18 protein-coding genes are annotated in these 14,908 nt (G+C 63.0%); 11 read left to right on the forward strand and 7 right to left on the reverse strand.

Going from position 1 to position 14,908, the window contains the following annotated elements; all coding sequences use genetic code 11:
- Positions 1-29: 29 nt before the first annotated feature.
- Entirely contained in the window at positions 30-1,142 is a 1,113-nt protein-coding gene (locus tag shn_RS34560; protein ID WP_064334939.1) for a Fic family protein, read from the reverse strand.
- Positions 1,143-1,496: 354 nt separating this feature from the next.
- Here shn_RS34560 and shn_RS34565 point away from each other — a divergent pair, with 354 nt between their 5' ends.
- From shn_RS34565 to shn_RS35640, 5 genes are all read left to right on the forward strand, one after another.
- On the forward strand, positions 1,497-3,341 hold the full coding sequence (locus shn_RS34565) for a ParB N-terminal domain-containing protein (RefSeq protein WP_064334940.1): 1,845 nt from the start codon (positions 1,497-1,499) through the stop codon (positions 3,339-3,341).
- A gap of 101 nt (positions 3,342-3,442) precedes the next feature.
- Positions 3,443-3,916: a hypothetical protein gene (locus tag shn_RS34570; protein WP_064334941.1), complete on the forward strand. Its 474-nt coding sequence runs from the start codon at positions 3,443-3,445 to the stop codon at positions 3,914-3,916.
- Positions 3,913-4,800, forward strand: a complete 888-nt coding sequence (locus tag shn_RS34575; RefSeq protein WP_064334942.1) for a hypothetical protein — start codon at positions 3,913-3,915, stop codon at positions 4,798-4,800. Before shn_RS34570 ends, shn_RS34575 begins: the two co-directional genes overlap by 4 nt.
- A complete protein-coding gene (locus shn_RS34580) occupies positions 4,797-5,171 on the forward strand; it encodes a hypothetical protein (protein ID WP_064334943.1) in 375 nt (124 codons plus the stop codon). Before shn_RS34575 ends, shn_RS34580 begins: the two co-directional genes overlap by 4 nt.
- Positions 5,168-5,383 carry a hypothetical protein gene (locus shn_RS35640; RefSeq protein WP_084438770.1) on the forward strand — a complete coding sequence of 72 codons (216 nt, stop codon included), beginning with the start codon at positions 5,168-5,170 and terminating at the stop codon, positions 5,381-5,383. The genes shn_RS34580 and shn_RS35640 overlap by 4 nt, the downstream gene beginning before the upstream one ends.
- 9 nt (positions 5,384-5,392) lie before the next feature.
- Here the strand turns inward: shn_RS35640 and shn_RS34585 are convergent, their stop codons facing one another.
- On the reverse strand, positions 5,393-5,698 hold the full coding sequence (locus tag shn_RS34585; RefSeq protein WP_064334944.1) for an alkylphosphonate utilization protein: 306 nt from the start codon (positions 5,696-5,698) through the stop codon (positions 5,393-5,395).
- 527 nt (positions 5,699-6,225) lie between these two features.
- Here shn_RS34585 and shn_RS34590 point away from each other — a divergent pair.
- The 5 genes from shn_RS34590 (at position 6,226) to shn_RS34610 (ending at position 9,981) form a co-directional block, all read left to right on the forward strand.
- Positions 6,226-6,813: a hypothetical protein gene (locus tag shn_RS34590; RefSeq protein ID WP_064334945.1), complete on the forward strand. Its 588-nt coding sequence runs from the start codon at positions 6,226-6,228 to the stop codon at positions 6,811-6,813.
- Between the two features lie 322 nt (positions 6,814-7,135).
- Positions 7,136-8,062: an ArdC family protein gene (locus tag shn_RS34595; RefSeq protein ID WP_064334946.1), complete on the forward strand. Its 927-nt coding sequence runs from the start codon at positions 7,136-7,138 to the stop codon at positions 8,060-8,062.
- Between the two features lie 145 nt (positions 8,063-8,207).
- The gene (locus tag shn_RS34600; protein ID WP_064334947.1) at positions 8,208-8,450 is read left to right on the forward strand and encodes a type II toxin-antitoxin system VapB family antitoxin; all 243 of its coding nucleotides are present in this window, start codon (positions 8,208-8,210) and stop codon (positions 8,448-8,450) included.
- A complete protein-coding gene (locus tag shn_RS34605; RefSeq protein WP_064334948.1) occupies positions 8,450-8,854 on the forward strand; it encodes a type II toxin-antitoxin system VapC family toxin in 405 nt (134 codons plus the stop codon). The genes shn_RS34600 and shn_RS34605 overlap by 1 nt, the downstream gene beginning before the upstream one ends.
- 809 nt (positions 8,855-9,663) lie before the next feature.
- Positions 9,664-9,981, forward strand: coding sequence for a DUF736 domain-containing protein (locus tag shn_RS34610; RefSeq protein WP_064334949.1), 318 nt, complete (start codon positions 9,664-9,666; stop codon positions 9,979-9,981).
- Positions 9,982-10,413: 432 nt separating this feature from the next.
- Here the strand turns inward: shn_RS34610 and shn_RS34615 are convergent, their stop codons facing one another.
- Positions 10,414-11,436, reverse strand: coding sequence for an IS110 family transposase (locus shn_RS34615; protein ID WP_024270287.1), 1,023 nt, complete (start codon positions 11,434-11,436; stop codon positions 10,414-10,416).
- Positions 11,437-11,638: 202 nt separating this feature from the next.
- Here shn_RS34615 and shn_RS36745 point away from each other — a divergent pair, with 202 nt between their 5' ends.
- Entirely contained in the window at positions 11,639-11,809 is a 171-nt protein-coding gene (locus tag shn_RS36745) for a hypothetical protein (protein ID WP_168169028.1), read from the forward strand.
- A gap of 41 nt (positions 11,810-11,850) precedes the next feature.
- Here shn_RS36745 and shn_RS34620 read toward each other — a convergent pair whose 3' ends face one another.
- The 4 genes from shn_RS34620 to traD all read right to left on the reverse strand — a co-directional run bounded on the left by shn_RS34620 (position 11,851) and on the right by traD (position 14,907).
- Complete coding sequence (locus shn_RS34620) at positions 11,851-12,129, reverse strand: HU family DNA-binding protein (RefSeq protein ID WP_064334950.1); 279 nt, start codon at positions 12,127-12,129, stop codon at positions 11,851-11,853.
- A 140-nt stretch (positions 12,130-12,269) separates the two neighbouring features.
- On the reverse strand, positions 12,270-12,527 hold the full coding sequence (locus tag shn_RS34625) for a WGR domain-containing protein (RefSeq protein ID WP_064334951.1): 258 nt from the start codon (positions 12,525-12,527) through the stop codon (positions 12,270-12,272).
- A gap of 249 nt (positions 12,528-12,776) precedes the next feature.
- Positions 12,777-14,705, reverse strand: coding sequence for a Ti-type conjugative transfer system protein TraG (gene traG / locus shn_RS34630; RefSeq protein WP_064334952.1), 1,929 nt, complete (start codon positions 14,703-14,705; stop codon positions 12,777-12,779).
- Positions 14,692-14,907 (reverse strand): type IV conjugative transfer system coupling protein TraD, encoded by a 216-nt coding sequence (gene traD, locus shn_RS34635; protein ID WP_064334953.1) that lies wholly within the window; start codon positions 14,905-14,907, stop codon positions 14,692-14,694. The genes traG and traD overlap by 14 nt, the downstream gene beginning before the upstream one ends.
- Position 14,908: the final 1 nt, after the last annotated feature.

The following is a 14,908-nucleotide window of genomic DNA, read 5'->3' on the forward strand; positions in this document are numbered from 1 at the left end:
CCGCTCACTGGCGTCCTCGACCAGGTCGCCTATGTGTCGTTTTCGAGATACAGCCGGTAGCGCGTCGCCTTGCGCTCGCCGGTGCGCAGCAATGCGCCCTTGTCGACCAAGTCGGCAAGGTCGCGGGTTACGGTCGAAGGCGGAGCGCCGGTGATCGTGGCGTAGTTGCCGGCGCTCAAGCCTCCAGCGAAACCTTCGGGACCTTCGGCCAGCATGCGAAGAAGGACTTTCTCCTGTCGTTCATTCAGTGCACCACGCAGCCTGTCCATGAACCGCGTCTTTTCGATCAGGAAGCGGACCAGTTCGTCCGCGGATTTCTGGGCTTCGAGCGCCCGGTCCGCGAACCACGAGAGCCAGTCATCGATAACAAGTGTGGAACTAGCCGCCTCCAGCATCGCGTAATAGTCCTTGCGGTGTCGCAGCAGCGATTTCGACAAGGCACTGAAGGTTGGCGTCGAAATTGCCCGTGCAAGCGCGCTTTCGGCGATCGCTCGGCCGATACGGCCATTCCCGTCCTCGAAAGGATGGATGCTCTCGAACCACAGATGGGCGATGCCGGCACGGGTGAGAGCGGCAAGCGGGTCGGGTCCTTCGGGAGAGGTCTGTTCAAGCCATTCCAGAAGCCTGCCCATCTCGGCCGCCAGGCGATTGGATGGAGGTGCTTCGAAGTGCACGCGCTGGCGGCCGAATGCGCCTGAGACGATCTGCATCGGTTCGTCATGGCCGCGATAGCTGCCGATATCGGCGATGTCGCGGCGGCCGTTCATGACCATTCGGTGCCATTCGAACAGCCGCTCCTCGGTGATGGGGTCAAGCGGGTGTCGATAGAGGTCCGCCATCATCTCGGCAATGCCAGCTTCGGCCGGCCTGCTGCGGAAAGCTGCAGCGGACATTCCGAGTTGCCGCCGAAGGGACGTTTGCACACTGTCGCGATCAAGGACTTCACCCTCGATTGCCGATGTGCTCAAAGCATCGGAGCTGAGCAGCTCGATCACGACCTCCTCACGGTCGTCTTTCCCCAGATGGCGTATGGTGCCGACGGCGATAGCCGCATTCTCGACGAATGCCTGCTCCCTGACCCGCAGCAGCTCCGGGTTCCATTCGAAATCCGGCCACTCCGCCAGTTCCCAATTCCATGCCATAAGCGATAAATCCCATATTTATCGCCCATAATGCCGCATTAAAGTGGGCGATAAAAGCGATTTGTTTAACTCATCGCCATAGGGCGGTTAAACGGGGCAGGGGCAAAGGAAAGAAGAAAAGGGAAAACCGGTCGCAGACCGGTCGACCCGTCGCCGCTTGCGCTCAACCGCCCCCTCCTCACCCCTGCCGGTCGTTCTCGCAAGGCTTTGCCCCGCTCGCCCATACCGGCAGGGCCGCTCGGGCGCAGTTGCGCCAGTCTGCCCGCCCTGCGGTCCGGGAGATGTCTTCGGAAAGAACTGAAGGCGGACAAGAGCGGGCAGCACCGCTCCGAAACCCCGGAAGGAGCAAATCCCATGCAGATCCTCAAACTCGATCCCCGTGCGCTGAAGGACAATCCCGACGATGCGCGCCGGTCCAAATCGTCGCCGCAGGCTGACGCACTGCTTCTGGCGACGGTGAAGGCGGTCGGCATCATCCAGCCCCCGGTCGTGTCACCGCAGACGGATGGCGGGAACGGCTATATCATTCAGGCCGGCCACCGCCGCGTCCGGCAGGCAATCGCCGCCGGCCTCGAGGAAATCGAGGTGATCGTCCGCGAGGCGGCCAACGATAACGGCGCCATGCGCTCGATGGTCGAGAACATCGCGAGAGAACCTCTCAACGGGGTGGACCAGTGGCGCGGCATAGAACGGCTCGTTGCGCTGGGCTGGACGGAGGAAGGGATCGGCGTTGCGCTCGCCCTGCCGGTTCGCCAGATCAGGAAACTCAGGCTACTCGCCAACGTGCTGCCGGCCATGCTCGACCACATGGCGCTCGGCGACATGCCCAACGAGCAGCAGCTCCGCACCGTCGCCGCGGCGTCGCTCGACGAACAGAAAGAGGTGTGGAAGGCGCACAAGCCGAAGAAGAACGAGCGGGCGGACTGGTACAATATCTCCCGTGCGCTCTCGAAAACCCGCATGTATGCGAAGGATGCGAGCTTCGGTGACGACCTCGCCGCGGCTTACGGCATCGGGTGGGTCGAGGACCTGTTTTCGCCGGCTGACGAAGACACGCGCTATACCACCAACGTCGAGGCTTTTCTTGGCGCCCAACAGGAATGGATGACCAGCAACCTTCCGAAGAAGGGTGCGATCGTCGAGGTCAACAACTGGGGTCAGCCGGAACTGCCGAAGAAGGCGGAACGCGTCTACGGCAAGCCGTCGAAGTCCGATCATGTAGCCATGTATCTCGACCGTGACGGCAAGGTGCAGTCGGTTGCTTTCCGGATGCCGGAGGACAGACAAGCGAAAGGCAAATCCGGCGTCTCCACGACAGGCGGGCAGGGCGATGTCCATGACGGCAGGATCATCGACACGCCGAAGCCGCGCCCCGACGTCACGCAGAAGGGCCATGACATGATCGGCGATTTCCGCACCGACGCGCTTCACGAGGCGCTCGGCCGCGCGCCGATCGAGGACGACATGCTGATGGCGTTGCTGGTTCTCTCACTTGCCGGCCAGAACGTCCGCGTCGACTCCGGCGCCAACGACACCGTGTTCGGACCGAAGCGTTTCCGGCGCCATGCCGCACGTCTGTTTTCCCAGGACGGAAAGCTCGCCTTCGATACGGAGACGGTGCGCGTCGCCGCCCGCTCCATGTTGATCGACGTCCTGTCGTGCAGGCGCGGCATGTCGAACAGCGGTGTCGTTTCCCGCATCGCCGGTGAAGCCATCGGCGCCGACGGGTATCTCACGAACATGGGCTCGGAAGATTTCCTGTTGTGCCTGTCGCGGCAGGCACTGGAAGCGGCGGCGAAGGAGGCCAATGTGCTCCCCCGCCAGAAGGTGCGGGAAACCCGTGCGGCCCTGGTCGACCACTTCAAGGAAGGTCATTTCGTTCATTCGTCGGCGCTTTTCGCGCCCGATCCGAATGATGTCGCCGATCTGATCAAGCATGCCGACACCCTCGACGACGAGGAAGCCCAGGTTGACGCCGCAGAGGATGGCCTCGACGCGCCCGTTGAGGGCGCCGCGGTCGATACGGAGACGGGTGGAGATACTGGTGAAGGCGCTCCGGGCGGTGGCCGCCCCGCCGCTGAAGGTGACGGTCTCGGTCCGTTCGAAGGCGGGGACGATCTGCCCGACACCTTCGACGATGCTCCGGCGACAACCGATCCCGACGATGAGCAGGCCGCCTATCGCGTCGCGGCGGAATAGCCGCACGCCCCACTTTCCTTCCGAATGATGTTCCGCCGCCGGTGATCTCCAGCGGCGGCGGTTTCGTTTTCGCAACCCCTCGAAACTCAGGGAGAACTTGCATGTCAGCGCATATCGCATTTATGGCACCCATCGGCTCCTTCATCGCCTGGTCGGATGGCACGCCGCAGCCACCCGAACGCCATCGCAGGAAGCTGTCTGCATGGCAGAGCAATAACAGCAGCGGCCGGTTGATCCGCAAGCAGGACGAACGAGCCGCCGGCAACATCATCCTGCCAGCTAATTTTACGCTTCATGAGGCCGACCACGGCGCTGGTGGCGTCATCGCCATCCGCGTCCACCGCAGCTTTTCGCTGGAAACAAGTCTGACGTTCACGATCGTCGAACGGCCTGCCATCGGCAGTTGCCGGGTCTTCGACCGCGCCGGCGACAATGCCGAGCTCGTCCATCTCGCAGCGAACCGCCAAGTCGCAGAGGAATGGCTGTCCCGACATGGTTATCCTCATGCCGTGCTGGAGGTCGTCACTGCGGATGAGGTCGCAGCCGCCGTCGTGGAAGGGAGGGCGGCAGCATGAACACCAGCCCTGTCATGACCGAAGCCAATGATACCTCCCGATATCCGGAGGTCTCTTTTGGGCGATCCGCCGACGGGTTTCCGGTCGCCCGCTTGCACGACACGGCGTTCGCGATGTTGCCTAGCCGTGAAGGCCGGCACTATCTTGCCACTGGCTGGAAGATCGCCCGGCCGTTCGCCGAGTGGCGGCGATCCGACTTCTACGGTCATTCCGGCGAACTCGCCGACGAGGCGGCGTTTCGTGCACGCGTGATCGAGAACGCCGAACATCAACGCGAACGGCAGGCACTTGGCCGCTGCGAGATCTTCACCCGTGTCCATACGCCCTGGGGAATGTCGCAGCGCACGATCGTCTATGCGGAGGGCGTCGAGTGCCATTCCACCGCCGGGCACGGCGGCTTCAAGCTCTCGGCTGAGCGCAACCGAAAGGTTCACCCGCTGCTGCGGTCGAAAGACGGCTTCTATGAGGAGGACTCCGCTTGGGCGATCGTCGCGATCACCTTCCCCTTCCTGTTCACCGCGTTCGAACGCCGCTGCGCGGAACGGTCGATCAAGGATTGGTGGCCCGACGCCTGGGAAACCATCTTCGGCACGACCCTGGCGCCCGGTGAATCTCATGTGAAGGACCGTCGCGCTTTCGAGGCGGCCCATGCCGGTGACTGGATCGTCATCTCCGCCCTTCGCTCTGATCATCATCCCGGCATGACCGAAGTGATCGCCACGCGCGGCGGGAAGCGGGAGCACAATACCGGGGAACGACGTTTTCTCGTGCCGTCTGCCGAATACGAACCGGGCCGTTTCGGCTTCGTCATCGATGTCGATCGTCATCGGTCCTATGACGGGCCGTCGAGCTTTGTCGTCTGGCAGGGGAGGGAGACATCATGACCCGGTCCCCGGAACGTCAGGCGTTGCTTTTCCGGATGGAAGAGGCCCGCCGCCAGACTCAACGCCAGCTCGACATGATCGACCGGCAGATTACCGCCAAGATGACGGCTCTCGTCCCGTCGCTCGGGCGGCGCCGAAGCGGATACCGGCGGGGTAAACCGCCCGCGCCGGAAGCCTTCCTCGCCCGCTATCGCTCCAGTCTGGCGGCGATCACCGCGGAACGGCAGCCGGAGATCGATGCTCTTGCCCGCAAGCTCGCGCGCCAGGAGGCGGCCATCGCCGCTTTCCAGGCGCGACCGGAATTCAATGCTTCCGCCCGGGGCCCGGAACGAGAATGTCGTCATCACCGTCGTGAGAGGAGCGCGCCATGAGGCGCGTTGACGCCGAGCCGCTTCCACCTCTGACCGAGGAAGAGGTGAATGCCCTTCAGGATTATGCCGCCAGACACGGCCGCTCGTGGAAGCGCATCCTGAACCACGCCTGGATGGGCGAAGCGCCCCATGACGATGTCGGGATATTACGCCGACTTCGCAACACGCACGGCCCCACCTGGCTTGATCGTTACCGCTTGCCCAAACGGTAGCGCACCCCGTCAACGCTTGCGCACGAATTCCGTGCGCAGGACCAGCCCCTTGATCGCGTCGTGGCGGCAATCGATCTCTTCCGGATTATCGGTGAGCCGGATCGACCTGATGACGGTGCCCTGCTTCAGCGTCTGGCCGGCGCCCTTGACCTTCAGGTCCTTGATCAGCACGACGGAGTCGCCGTCGGCGAGAACATTGCCGGAGGCATCGCGGACTTCGGCTGCCTTCGCCTTCTCCGCGGCAAGTTCGGAGGCCGGCCGCCATTCCCCGGTTGCTTCGTCATAGACGTAATCGTCGTTGCTCTGGTCGCTCATCTGTTGTGCCCCTTCCGTAGGAGACCTTGCAACGGCCCCGCATGTCAGGAGCGCATCTATCGCGGAAAGCCGCCGAGAGCAAACCGCCGCCGCTTTCCCATCGAGAGCGCCTCGCAGACCAGCGGACATCAGGAGGGCGGCAAAGCATTCCGAACCTGGTGATCGAAGCTCTTCCGGCAGATGGGAACTGGTTTGGCGCGCGCCTTGCCTGATTTCCTCTTCGGCTCTGGCATCCGATGTCTATCCCTTTGCCGATCTGCCCTTCGCTTTCGTTGCGGTCTGAACCGGCTGCCGGTCGTTTCAAGGCCGCTGTCGCGCCGCGGGGCGGCCGGTCATGCCGCTTGTCGCAGAGCAGGAACGCGGGCCTCGCAGGTCTCAAAGACCCGCTTGCCCGCGCACCGGCTCCGCTCGATCTGGCCTGACCGGACCCTGAAACGCCCGGCTTGCGCCGGCTCCTCTTGACCGCACCGAAGGGCAGATCGGCCAAGGGGGCCGAACCGCTTCGGGGAAACCGGAAGGAAACCACCATGACAAAGTCCGCAACCCAGTCCCGCCAATCCGCCCGAGTCGTCCAGCTCCGCAAGGGCGCCACCATCGAAATGGTCCGCCTCACATGCCCCGATGAAGCGCAGGCGCTCCGGATCGCCGAGAGCTTCGGGACCGCCATTCTCGACAGCGACGGCATCCGCGACATGCACGAGCGCCTGATCATCGAAACCGCCACAGGACTCTCCGAGGGCTTAAGCGAACGGGCGATGCAGATCCATCTGCAGCGCATCGTTGGAGCGTATGTCGGATCCGCTCATGGCGCGGGCCAGTTCTACTCCCGCGCCGTCAGCGAGGCGCGTGACGCCACCGCCAAGGGAGCCGCCGACGCCCGCGACGAGGATCTTGACGGTCCAGTCGGCTATGACAGCGCCGCCCAGCGCAAGCGCGAGTTCGCCGCCGACATGGGGATCCAGGCCCACGCGCTCAGGACGGCCGCCGAAGGTGCCGTCTCCGCTTACGAGCAGATCGTTGGCGAAGCATGGAAGCCCTTCGACCGGCCGGTTGATAATCCGGGCCAGTCCCTCGACCGCAAGGCGGCTGCCGCGCAGATGTCGGCCTTCGATTGAGGCCGACCTGGTGGAGCTTCGGCTCCGCCTTCATCGTATCCAGGAAGAAGCCGTCTCCTCACGGGGGGCGGCTTTTCGTGTTTCGACGTCGCGGCGAAGTCGCATCAGGAGAGGTGAGAGAGAAAGAAATCGGGGCGAGAGACAGGCGCCATCGCGGCCCGTCCCTTCTGTCGGTCCTGCAGGAGCCGACGGCAGGCGCAACGGCTACGCCGTCCTTCTCTTCGTTCCGGCCGGTCCGGTGCGCATGCCGCCTCACCGCTCCTGCCATCGGCCCTCCGCGACGGGGCCGCGATGGGCGCGGCCTCACACGGAGGTCAGAAGAATGAGCAGGAAATCAGAAAGTCCGAGGATTGACATCTATGCGCGGATCACGGAGCGCATTGTCGCCGATCTGGAGAAGGGCGTGCGCCCGTGGGTGCAGCCCTGGAGTGCCGGCAACATGTCCGGCCGGATCACCCGGCCGCTGCGCCATAACGGCCAGCCATATACGGGGCTGAATGTCCTCCTGCTCTGGTCCGAGAGTATCGCCAGCGGGTTCATGTCGGCGACTTGGATGACGCTGCGCCAGGCGAACGAACTTGGCGCCCATGTTCGCAAGGGCGAGAGCGGCGCGACCGTCGTCTACGCCAGCCGCTTCACGAAGACCGAGAAGGATGCCGACGGCGGTGAAGTCGAGCGCGACATACCGTTCCTCAAGGCGTACACGGTGTTCAATTGTGATCAAATCGAGGGGCTTCCGGATCACTACTATCACCGCCCGGAACCGGGCGCAGAGCCGCTCGGGCGCATCGAGTACGCGGACCGCTTCTTCGCCAACACGGGCGCGGTGATCCGGCATGGTGGGTCACAGGCCTTCTATCAGCCATCCAGCGATAGCATTCAGATGCCGGGTTTCGAGACGTTCCGGGATGCCGAGAGTTATTACGCCGTCCTCGGACATGAGGTCACCCACTGGGTCGGCGCAAGCCACCGGCTGAATCGGGATTTGAGCCGCTACCATAAGGATCGCACGGATCGCGCGCGCGAAGAGCTTTGTGCCGACATAGGGGCATGTTTCCTCTGCGCCGATCTCGGGATCGTCCCGGAACTGGAGCCGCTGCCGGATCACGCGAGCTATGTGGCCTCGTGGTTGAAGCTGCTCGACGGTGACCGCCGGGCAATCTTCCAGGCGGCCGCACATGCGCAACGCGCTGTCGCCTATCTTCATGACCTCCAGCCGAATGCGGAGACCGGGCGGCAGGCCGCCTGATGCTTTCCGCCTCGGAGATCGACGGGGAGGGCGAGACGCCTTCCCCGTCGGCCGCGCGACCTTCGTGTCACCCGTTGGAGAAACCTTGCAGATATGGGCGAGGCGATCTACATTACTTCCTGAATTTATCTACATGGAGTGACCCATGCCGATCAACGTCAACAATCCTGAAGCGGACGCGCTCACGCGCAAGTTCGCGCATATGGCTGGCGTCAGCATTACTGATGCGATCGTGATTGCCATGAAAGAGGCGATCGAACGCCGCCGTCACGAGGAGACGCCGCTGCAAACCGCTGCCCGGCTCCGCGAACAACATGGCGTCAAACTCGATGCCGCTGCGAGACAGCCGCTTCCGCACGAAGCCTACGACGAACTGTGGGAAAGCTGATGTTCGTCGATGCCTGCGCCATCATAGCGCTCCTCTCCGACGAGCCGGAAGCGGAGCGTGTCTCCAATGCGATCGCGTCCGCGAAGGTCGCCTTCACATCCCCGGTTGCCGTGCTTGAAGCGGTGCTCGGCCTTGCCCGCTCCGACAAGTTCGGCCTCGCCGTGGCGGAGGTAGAACCGATCGTCATCGAGTTCCTCGATGAGCGCGGAATCGAAATCCGCGATCTCCCGCCTGCGGACGCGACGACCCGGATCGCTCTTTCCGCCGCGCATCGCTATCGCGCGGGCCGCCGGGGCCTCAATCTCGGTGACTGCCTGCATTATGCATGCGCCAAATATTATAACGTACCCATTCTGGCGACGGCAGATGAGTTCAGACAGACAGACGTCGACACCGTACCCTGACGCGGCCGGCCATGATGGCTGGTTTCGGGCGAAGGTGCAGGAGGCCTTGGAAGATTCCCGGGCCGACACTCCCGACGAGAGGGCCGAAGCTCATTTCGCCGAGCGACGTCTAACGGCGCGGTGCAGTGTCGGCGATCGTCACGTGTAGGCCCTTCTGATCGGGCGGGCGAAGTCGGCAGGCACGCGGAACGAGCCCCGCCGCGCGACGGCGGATCTGGTGTGGTCGATATAGGCATGCCGCGAGCCTGTTGGTTTCGAAGCGCTCCCATTCCTTCCTCTCGACCGCCCTCCAGGGAGGTGCCGTGAAACCCGGGTTGCCCGCTTGTCCGAGGATACGCGCGCGATGGAAGAGCCGCCATAAGATCGGCGCCGACCAGCGCATTCGTCATGGACATGATGCGGATGGGGCGTCGGTGAGGGATCGACGGACACGGCGAGCCGTGCGGACGGGAGCCATCGTGAGAGAGCGGTGCCATCACCGCGGTCGCCGTCGGGGATCGCCGATGAACTCCGGGCCATGATCGGTGTTCCTTGCTCGATTGAAGCGGGCCACACCCACGCAGACCTCGATGGATCTGGTGTGACCGAAGGACGACTTCGTCTCGATCGCCATCCCGCAACGGCCGTCCGCAACTTTCTTCCCCTGCGAACTGCGTTCGCATTCCTCGCGGTAACCAAGAAAGCCGCTCCCGGCCGTCCTCCACTCACGTTCCGGCCCCCCGGGGTGCGGCGTCGATCGCCATCGGTCCTTACACCGCCATCGAGGCCGCGGTGGGCGCGGCTCGAGCAAACCGGAAAGGATCACGACAATGGCAGTCATCGGCGAATTCACCACCAACGGCAACAACTCGATTATCGGCAACGTCCGCACGCTCACGGTCAGCATGAAGGCCCGCCTGAACCCCATCGAGCGCGTCTCGCGCGACGCCCCGGACTTCCGCATCACCGCCGGCAACGGCGTCGAGGTCGGCGCGGGCTGGAAGGCGGTCTCCAACGACGGCGAGGAATATATCTCGGTCAAGCTGGACGACCCGAGCTTCAACGCCCCGATCACCGCGGCGCTTTGGCCGAGCGAGAAGGAAGGGGAATACGCCCTCATCTGGAACCGCCCGAAGCGGGAAGCCTGATCCGAACCCGAGGAGCTCCGCCGGCAGGCGGGGCTCTCCCTCTCCCGGATGAGGAAGCCGGTCGCGGGCCTCGAACCCGCTTCCGGCTTTTCGGTGCCATACGGAGAGCTGGGGGTCTGCTCAGTTCGTCCGAGAATGCCATGGCGGACCGACGGCGTCCAGCACGAGCGGTACCCCCATGTGTGGACGGCCCGTGGAATGCAAGACTTTTGTTTGTGAGCGACCAATTAGGTTCAGTCATGTGTCCGGCCTATAATCGTGGCATCAACGCCACTGGCCCTGATGAGATCCGCAGACGGAGAGCCAATCAAATTGTCGCGCTCGAGGCGCTGGGGGAACCCCGGCTTTCCTCCGTCCCCGGTCTAACCGGTTCGCCATCAAACTAAGTCCTCCACTCCTCCATCCGGCCACACGCGGGCCGAACAGATCTTTTCAGGCGGTGGCAAAACGATAGTTTTCCCTCCGCCTGAGTATTGCCCATGCAATGCGCGCGGTCTTGTTTGCGATCGCTACCGAGACCAGCTTGGCGGGCTTGCGATCTAACAAGCGAGCGATCCAGGGAAATGACGCAGCGTCAAGACGGGCTCTGCGCACGACGGCGGTGGCGCCGACTACCAACAATCGTCGGATTGTGCGATCGCCTTGTTTGCTGATCCGGCCAAGCCTCTCTTTCCCACCGCTACTGTTTTGTCGTGGGGTCAATCCAAGCCAAGCTGCGAACTGACGGCCAGATTTGAACTCGGTGGCGTCGCCGACCGAAGCAGCGATCGCCGCTGCCGTTAGGAAACCGACGCCGGGAATGGTCATCAAACGCCGGGCAGCCGCTTCGTTGCGGCACCACCGCAGTATAATGCGATCGAGTTCAGCAATCTTGTGGGTCAGTTCCTCCAATTGTTTCCTTATGTGTTCGAACGGTTGCCAGGAGGGCTCTGGTAGGAATTCCTGGGCAGCGCTGAGCGCTTCAATTGCCGCTCTCAAGCCTAATCTTCCTTGCGACGTAACAATCCCGAATTCCGCAAGATGCCCACGCAAGGCGTTGATAAGAGCGGTCCGCTGCCGCACCAGCAGATCCCGTGTCTTATGCTGCATCAGGAGTGCCTGACGCTCACAGCTCTTCACGGGAACGAAACGCATCGTAGGACGGGTCACTGCTTCGCAAATCGCCTCGGCATCCGCTGCATCATTCTTGCCGCGCTTGACGTAGGGCTTAACATACGCTGGCGGCATCAGCTTGACCTCGAAGCCCAGGCGGCCGAGTTCACGAGCCCAATAGTGTGACGTCGAACATGCCTCCATGCCGACAAGGCAGCGTGGCAGGTGCTCGAAGAATTGCAGAAGCTGATTCCGGCGGAGCTGGCGGCGGATAATGATGTCGCCGGCTTCGTCGACAGCATGTAGCTGGAAAACATTCTTGGCCAGATCGAGGCCGATAACACTTATCTTCTCAAAAGCCATGACGTGGTTCCTTGTCCGAATTGTGCGGGCTGAGAATAGCACCTTTGCGCTGAGGTCTCGGAGGGCCGTCCACATCATCAAAATGCTGGCGCATTTCGGCTCCCCCGCTCGCCGCCTCCGGCGGTCGCGTTCCGCGCTCCTGGACTCCTCCGCTCCGCCATGACGCGCGACGTCGTCTTTCACAAACGTCAAGGAGACGACGATGACGATTTCTCTCGAAATGCAAATCGAGGAACTGAAAGCTGAACTCAGGGCCGTTCTGGACGCGAGCGAGCGCCGCCAGATCGCGGTGGAGCTGGAACAGGCCCAGGCCGAGCTTGCCGCCGTTGAGGCCGAACAGGACGGCCGCATCAGCGGGGAGCCTCCTTTCTAGGAGCCTTCCATAGGGGTGCCGATCTCAGCAGCCCACTCGCCTCACCCGTTCAGTGCGTCCTTGACCGCCTTGCCCGGCGTGAACGTCAGCTTCTTCGAAGCGGCGATCTTGATCGTTGCACCGGTTGCGGGATTGCGGCCCTCGCGTTCCGGCGTGTCTTTGATCTTGAACTTGCCGAAGGATGGGATGGATGTTTCCGCGCCGCTCTTTGCTGCCTCGGCGATCTGGCTAAACACGCTTTCGACGATGGCCTTGGCCTGTGCCTTGGTCAGGTTCTGCTCGGATGCAATCTTGTCGGCGATTTCATTGGTGGTGGTCATGAAGGACAGTCTCCTCTGCTTGTGGATGTCCTTCAGCTATGACGATGAAGGTGTGGCGCCGATAGAGGTCCGAATGCTGGAAGTGTTGCCAGATGCGAGAAAACCACAGGAAACAGCAGGCTCGGGATGTTGAAGGTGTGTCATTCGGCGCAGCGAACGTTGCGATAACCCCGCTTTCGTTTCGTACGTTCGAGGCGCGACAGCGCTGTATCCGCATCTTCTTGAGAGTCGAAGGTTTCCATCATCGTCTGACCGTTAGATCCGATCCGGCCCCAGTTGCGGATGACGGAGGCGCCACCAAACAGGGTCGGCTGGATCGCGAGCATATAGAAGCGCCGCATATTCTGTGTAGCGTCGATACGGTGAAGATGAACCAGGCGTGTTTCCTCGTTTTGCATGCCCGGATTCTCGCGTCTTTGCGAGCCCGCGTCCAACGACTTCCATGAATCGGTGCGGTGTGATCGATTCATCTCGCTGATGGTTTTCCCTTCCGGAGGAAGAGGGGCGTGGGCGAGGCGGCTTTGCCGCACGGCTCTATGCGCTGGAGCGCACCGAACCCGCCAAGCGGTTTCGTCCCATGCGGGTTGCGATCCTCTCGCGGACCGGCTTTCCGCCGGCATCAGACAAAGCTCGTTCGAGCGCGGCTCTCATCCACCTCTCTCTTCTTCGCGATGGAACCTGTTCTGCCCGACACAGGCCTTCATGTCGTCGCGCCGGAACCAGATGGCGCGACCGCATCTGAGCGGCGGATTGCCTGATGTGAAGACGATCTGTTCGTCGCTGCGCATGCGCAGGACCTCGTGCGGCATAATCAGTGGCCGGCGGCTGAGCTGCTTCGATCGCGAGCGCGACGATCCCTTCATCCCCATCGAGCGATTTGTCTGGTCGACCTCGACCGTGGTGTCGCCGCAGCGCTTCGAAATATAATCCGCCGTGTCCGGATCGTTGATCGCCGCGAACGAGATCCACGACGCGGACTCGAACCATTTGCTGGTCGCGTCACGGCCGCCGTAGGCTTCGCGCATCTGGCCGATCGACTGGAAAATCATGGTGAGCGTGATGCCATATTTCCGGCCGGCGTCGCGCGCGGTTTCGAGGATGCGCAGATAGCCGAGGCGGGCGACCTCGTCGAGCAGGAAGAGCGTGCGTCCCTTGACCTTGCCATTGCTATTGTAGATCGCGTTCAGCAGCGAGCCGATGACGACGCGCGCCAGACCAGGATGTGCCTCCAGCACCTTGAGATCGAGCGCGATGAACAGGTCCGCTTCGCCTCCGGCGAGATCATCGGTCGAGAAACTGTCGCCCGACACGAGCGCCGCATAGTTCGGATAGGAGAGCCAGTGTGTTTCCTTCACCGCATTGGCGTAGACGCCGGAAAATGTCTCCGGTGTCATGTTGACGAACACGGCAACGTTCTCCTTCACGAACTCGGATTCCGACTGCTCGTAGATCCGCGTCAGGCGCTCGCGCAGCTTCGGCTCCGGCTCGGAAAGATTGGCCCTGACTCGGCGCAGCGTCTGGTCCTTCTCGTCCGTGTGGCCGGAAAGGCAGACGTCGGCGATCAGCGCCGTCAAGAGCTGCATGGCGGATGCCCGGAAGAAGTCGTCGCGGGCCGACGCGGTGCGCGCATTGTCGGTCATGATCCAGGTCGCGACCGCGACAATATCCTCTTCCTTCGTGTTGCCGTGACGGCCGATCCAGTCGAGCGCGTTGAAACCGATCGCGGGCGTGGCGGGATCGAGCACGATCACGTTGCGTCCAGCCTTGCGCCGGTGATCGACAACCATCGGCGCAACCTCGCTCGACGGGTCGAGCACGACGAGGCCGCCGCCCCATTTGAGCGCGGTCGGGATCGTCACGGATGTCGTCTTGAAGCCGCCCGAGCCGGCGAAGACGATACCGTGCGACGAACCGAACGAGCCGTCGAAGCACAAAAGTGGAGACTTGCCGCCGGCGCCCCAGCTCCGCGCCTCATCGGCCCGGAACGGCATGGCCGCTACGCTGTCCTTGTCGACACGGTAGCGTTCACCGATCACGATGCCGCCGGCATCGGGAAACAGCCTGGCGGCGTCAGCCATCTTCATCCAGTCGGCCTCGCCGTGCACGGCCCGCTTCCCCGCGATCCGCCGCGGCGTTGCTTTCGCGAAGGCGCCGTTCCCCCTGATCGCGACGCGCAGTGCGAAAATCCCTGTGAAGACGGCCGCGCATGCGCCAAGCATCGCCGATGGATCAGTGTAGGCGAACACCGACTGGCCGTGAGGCACCCGATCGACGAGAGCGTGCAGCCGCCACCCCTCGCGTGCGATCGCTGCGATGCAGACGACGGAAGCACCAGCCAATACGTTCAAACCGGCAGTCTTGATGTTGGCCGCGCCCGCCGTCGCGAACAGGGCAATCACGCCGATCGCGGCCGCGGCCGCGTAGGGCAGGGCGAGACCGATCCGCCCGAGCATCAGTTTCGCCTGAGGCGATGCTCCGAACTCCGAGAGCCAGGTCTCAATGCCCAGCATTGCCAACATGGTGGTGATCATCAATGCCGCGGGCAGGGTCGCAAGAAGGAGCCTATTCACCGTCATGACCAAACGACTCCGCACCGATTGCGGTCAGGCGCGAGCGCTCCGTTTCGTCACCGCGGATACGCCCGGCAGCATCGATCAGCAGCCCCAGCAGCAGCGCCCGTTTTTCGTAGCGCAGGCCGGCCTTCACAATCAGGCCGCCCAGCTCGATTTTTTCGCGCGTGTCCTTCTTACGGGCATCGGTCGATGTCGTTCGCCGCATC

It is taken from the genome of Shinella sp. HZN7 (assembly GCF_001652565.1).
GTDB classification, from domain to species: domain Bacteria; phylum Pseudomonadota; class Alphaproteobacteria; order Rhizobiales; family Rhizobiaceae; genus Shinella; species Shinella granuli.

Bases quoted from the DNA above. Each gene is read 5' to 3' on its own strand.
- shn_RS34605 (WP_064334948.1), top strand. From the start codon at position 8,450: ATGTTCGTCGATGCCTGCGCCATCATAGCGCTCCTCTCCGACGAGCCG.
- shn_RS36745 (WP_168169028.1), top strand. From the start codon at position 11,639: ATGACGATTTCTCTCGAAATGCAAATCGAGGAACTGAAAGCTGAACTC.
- shn_RS34595 (WP_064334946.1), top strand. From the start codon at position 7,136: ATGAGCAGGAAATCAGAAAGTCCGAGGATTGACATCTATGCGCGGATC.
- shn_RS34570 (WP_064334941.1), top strand. From the start codon at position 3,443: ATGTCAGCGCATATCGCATTTATGGCACCCATCGGCTCCTTCATCGCC.
- shn_RS34565 (WP_064334940.1), top strand. From the start codon at position 1,497: ATGCAGATCCTCAAACTCGATCCCCGTGCGCTGAAGGACAATCCCGAC.
- traG (WP_064334952.1), bottom strand. From the start codon at position 14,705: ATGACGGTGAATAGGCTCCTTCTTGCGACCCTGCCCGCGGCATTGATG.
- shn_RS34625 (WP_064334951.1), bottom strand. From the start codon at position 12,527: ATGCAAAACGAGGAAACACGCCTGGTTCATCTTCACCGTATCGACGCT.
- shn_RS34575 (WP_064334942.1), top strand. From the start codon at position 3,913: ATGAACACCAGCCCTGTCATGACCGAAGCCAATGATACCTCCCGATAT.
- traD (WP_064334953.1), bottom strand. From the start codon at position 14,907: ATGCGGCGAACGACATCGACCGATGCCCGTAAGAAGGACACGCGCGAA.
- shn_RS34600 (WP_064334947.1), top strand. From the start codon at position 8,208: ATGCCGATCAACGTCAACAATCCTGAAGCGGACGCGCTCACGCGCAAG.
- shn_RS34560 (WP_064334939.1), bottom strand. From the start codon at position 1,142: ATGGCATGGAATTGGGAACTGGCGGAGTGGCCGGATTTCGAATGGAAC.
- shn_RS34610 (WP_064334949.1), top strand. From the start codon at position 9,664: ATGGCAGTCATCGGCGAATTCACCACCAACGGCAACAACTCGATTATC.
- shn_RS34585 (WP_064334944.1), bottom strand. From the start codon at position 5,698: ATGAGCGACCAGAGCAACGACGATTACGTCTATGACGAAGCAACCGGG.
- shn_RS34580 (WP_064334943.1), top strand. From the start codon at position 4,797: ATGACCCGGTCCCCGGAACGTCAGGCGTTGCTTTTCCGGATGGAAGAG.
- shn_RS34620 (WP_064334950.1), bottom strand. From the start codon at position 12,129: ATGACCACCACCAATGAAATCGCCGACAAGATTGCATCCGAGCAGAAC.
- shn_RS35640 (WP_084438770.1), top strand. From the start codon at position 5,168: ATGAGGCGCGTTGACGCCGAGCCGCTTCCACCTCTGACCGAGGAAGAG.
- shn_RS34590 (WP_064334945.1), top strand. From the start codon at position 6,226: ATGACAAAGTCCGCAACCCAGTCCCGCCAATCCGCCCGAGTCGTCCAG.
- shn_RS34615 (WP_024270287.1), bottom strand. From the start codon at position 11,436: ATGGCTTTTGAGAAGATAAGTGTTATCGGCCTCGATCTGGCCAAGAAT.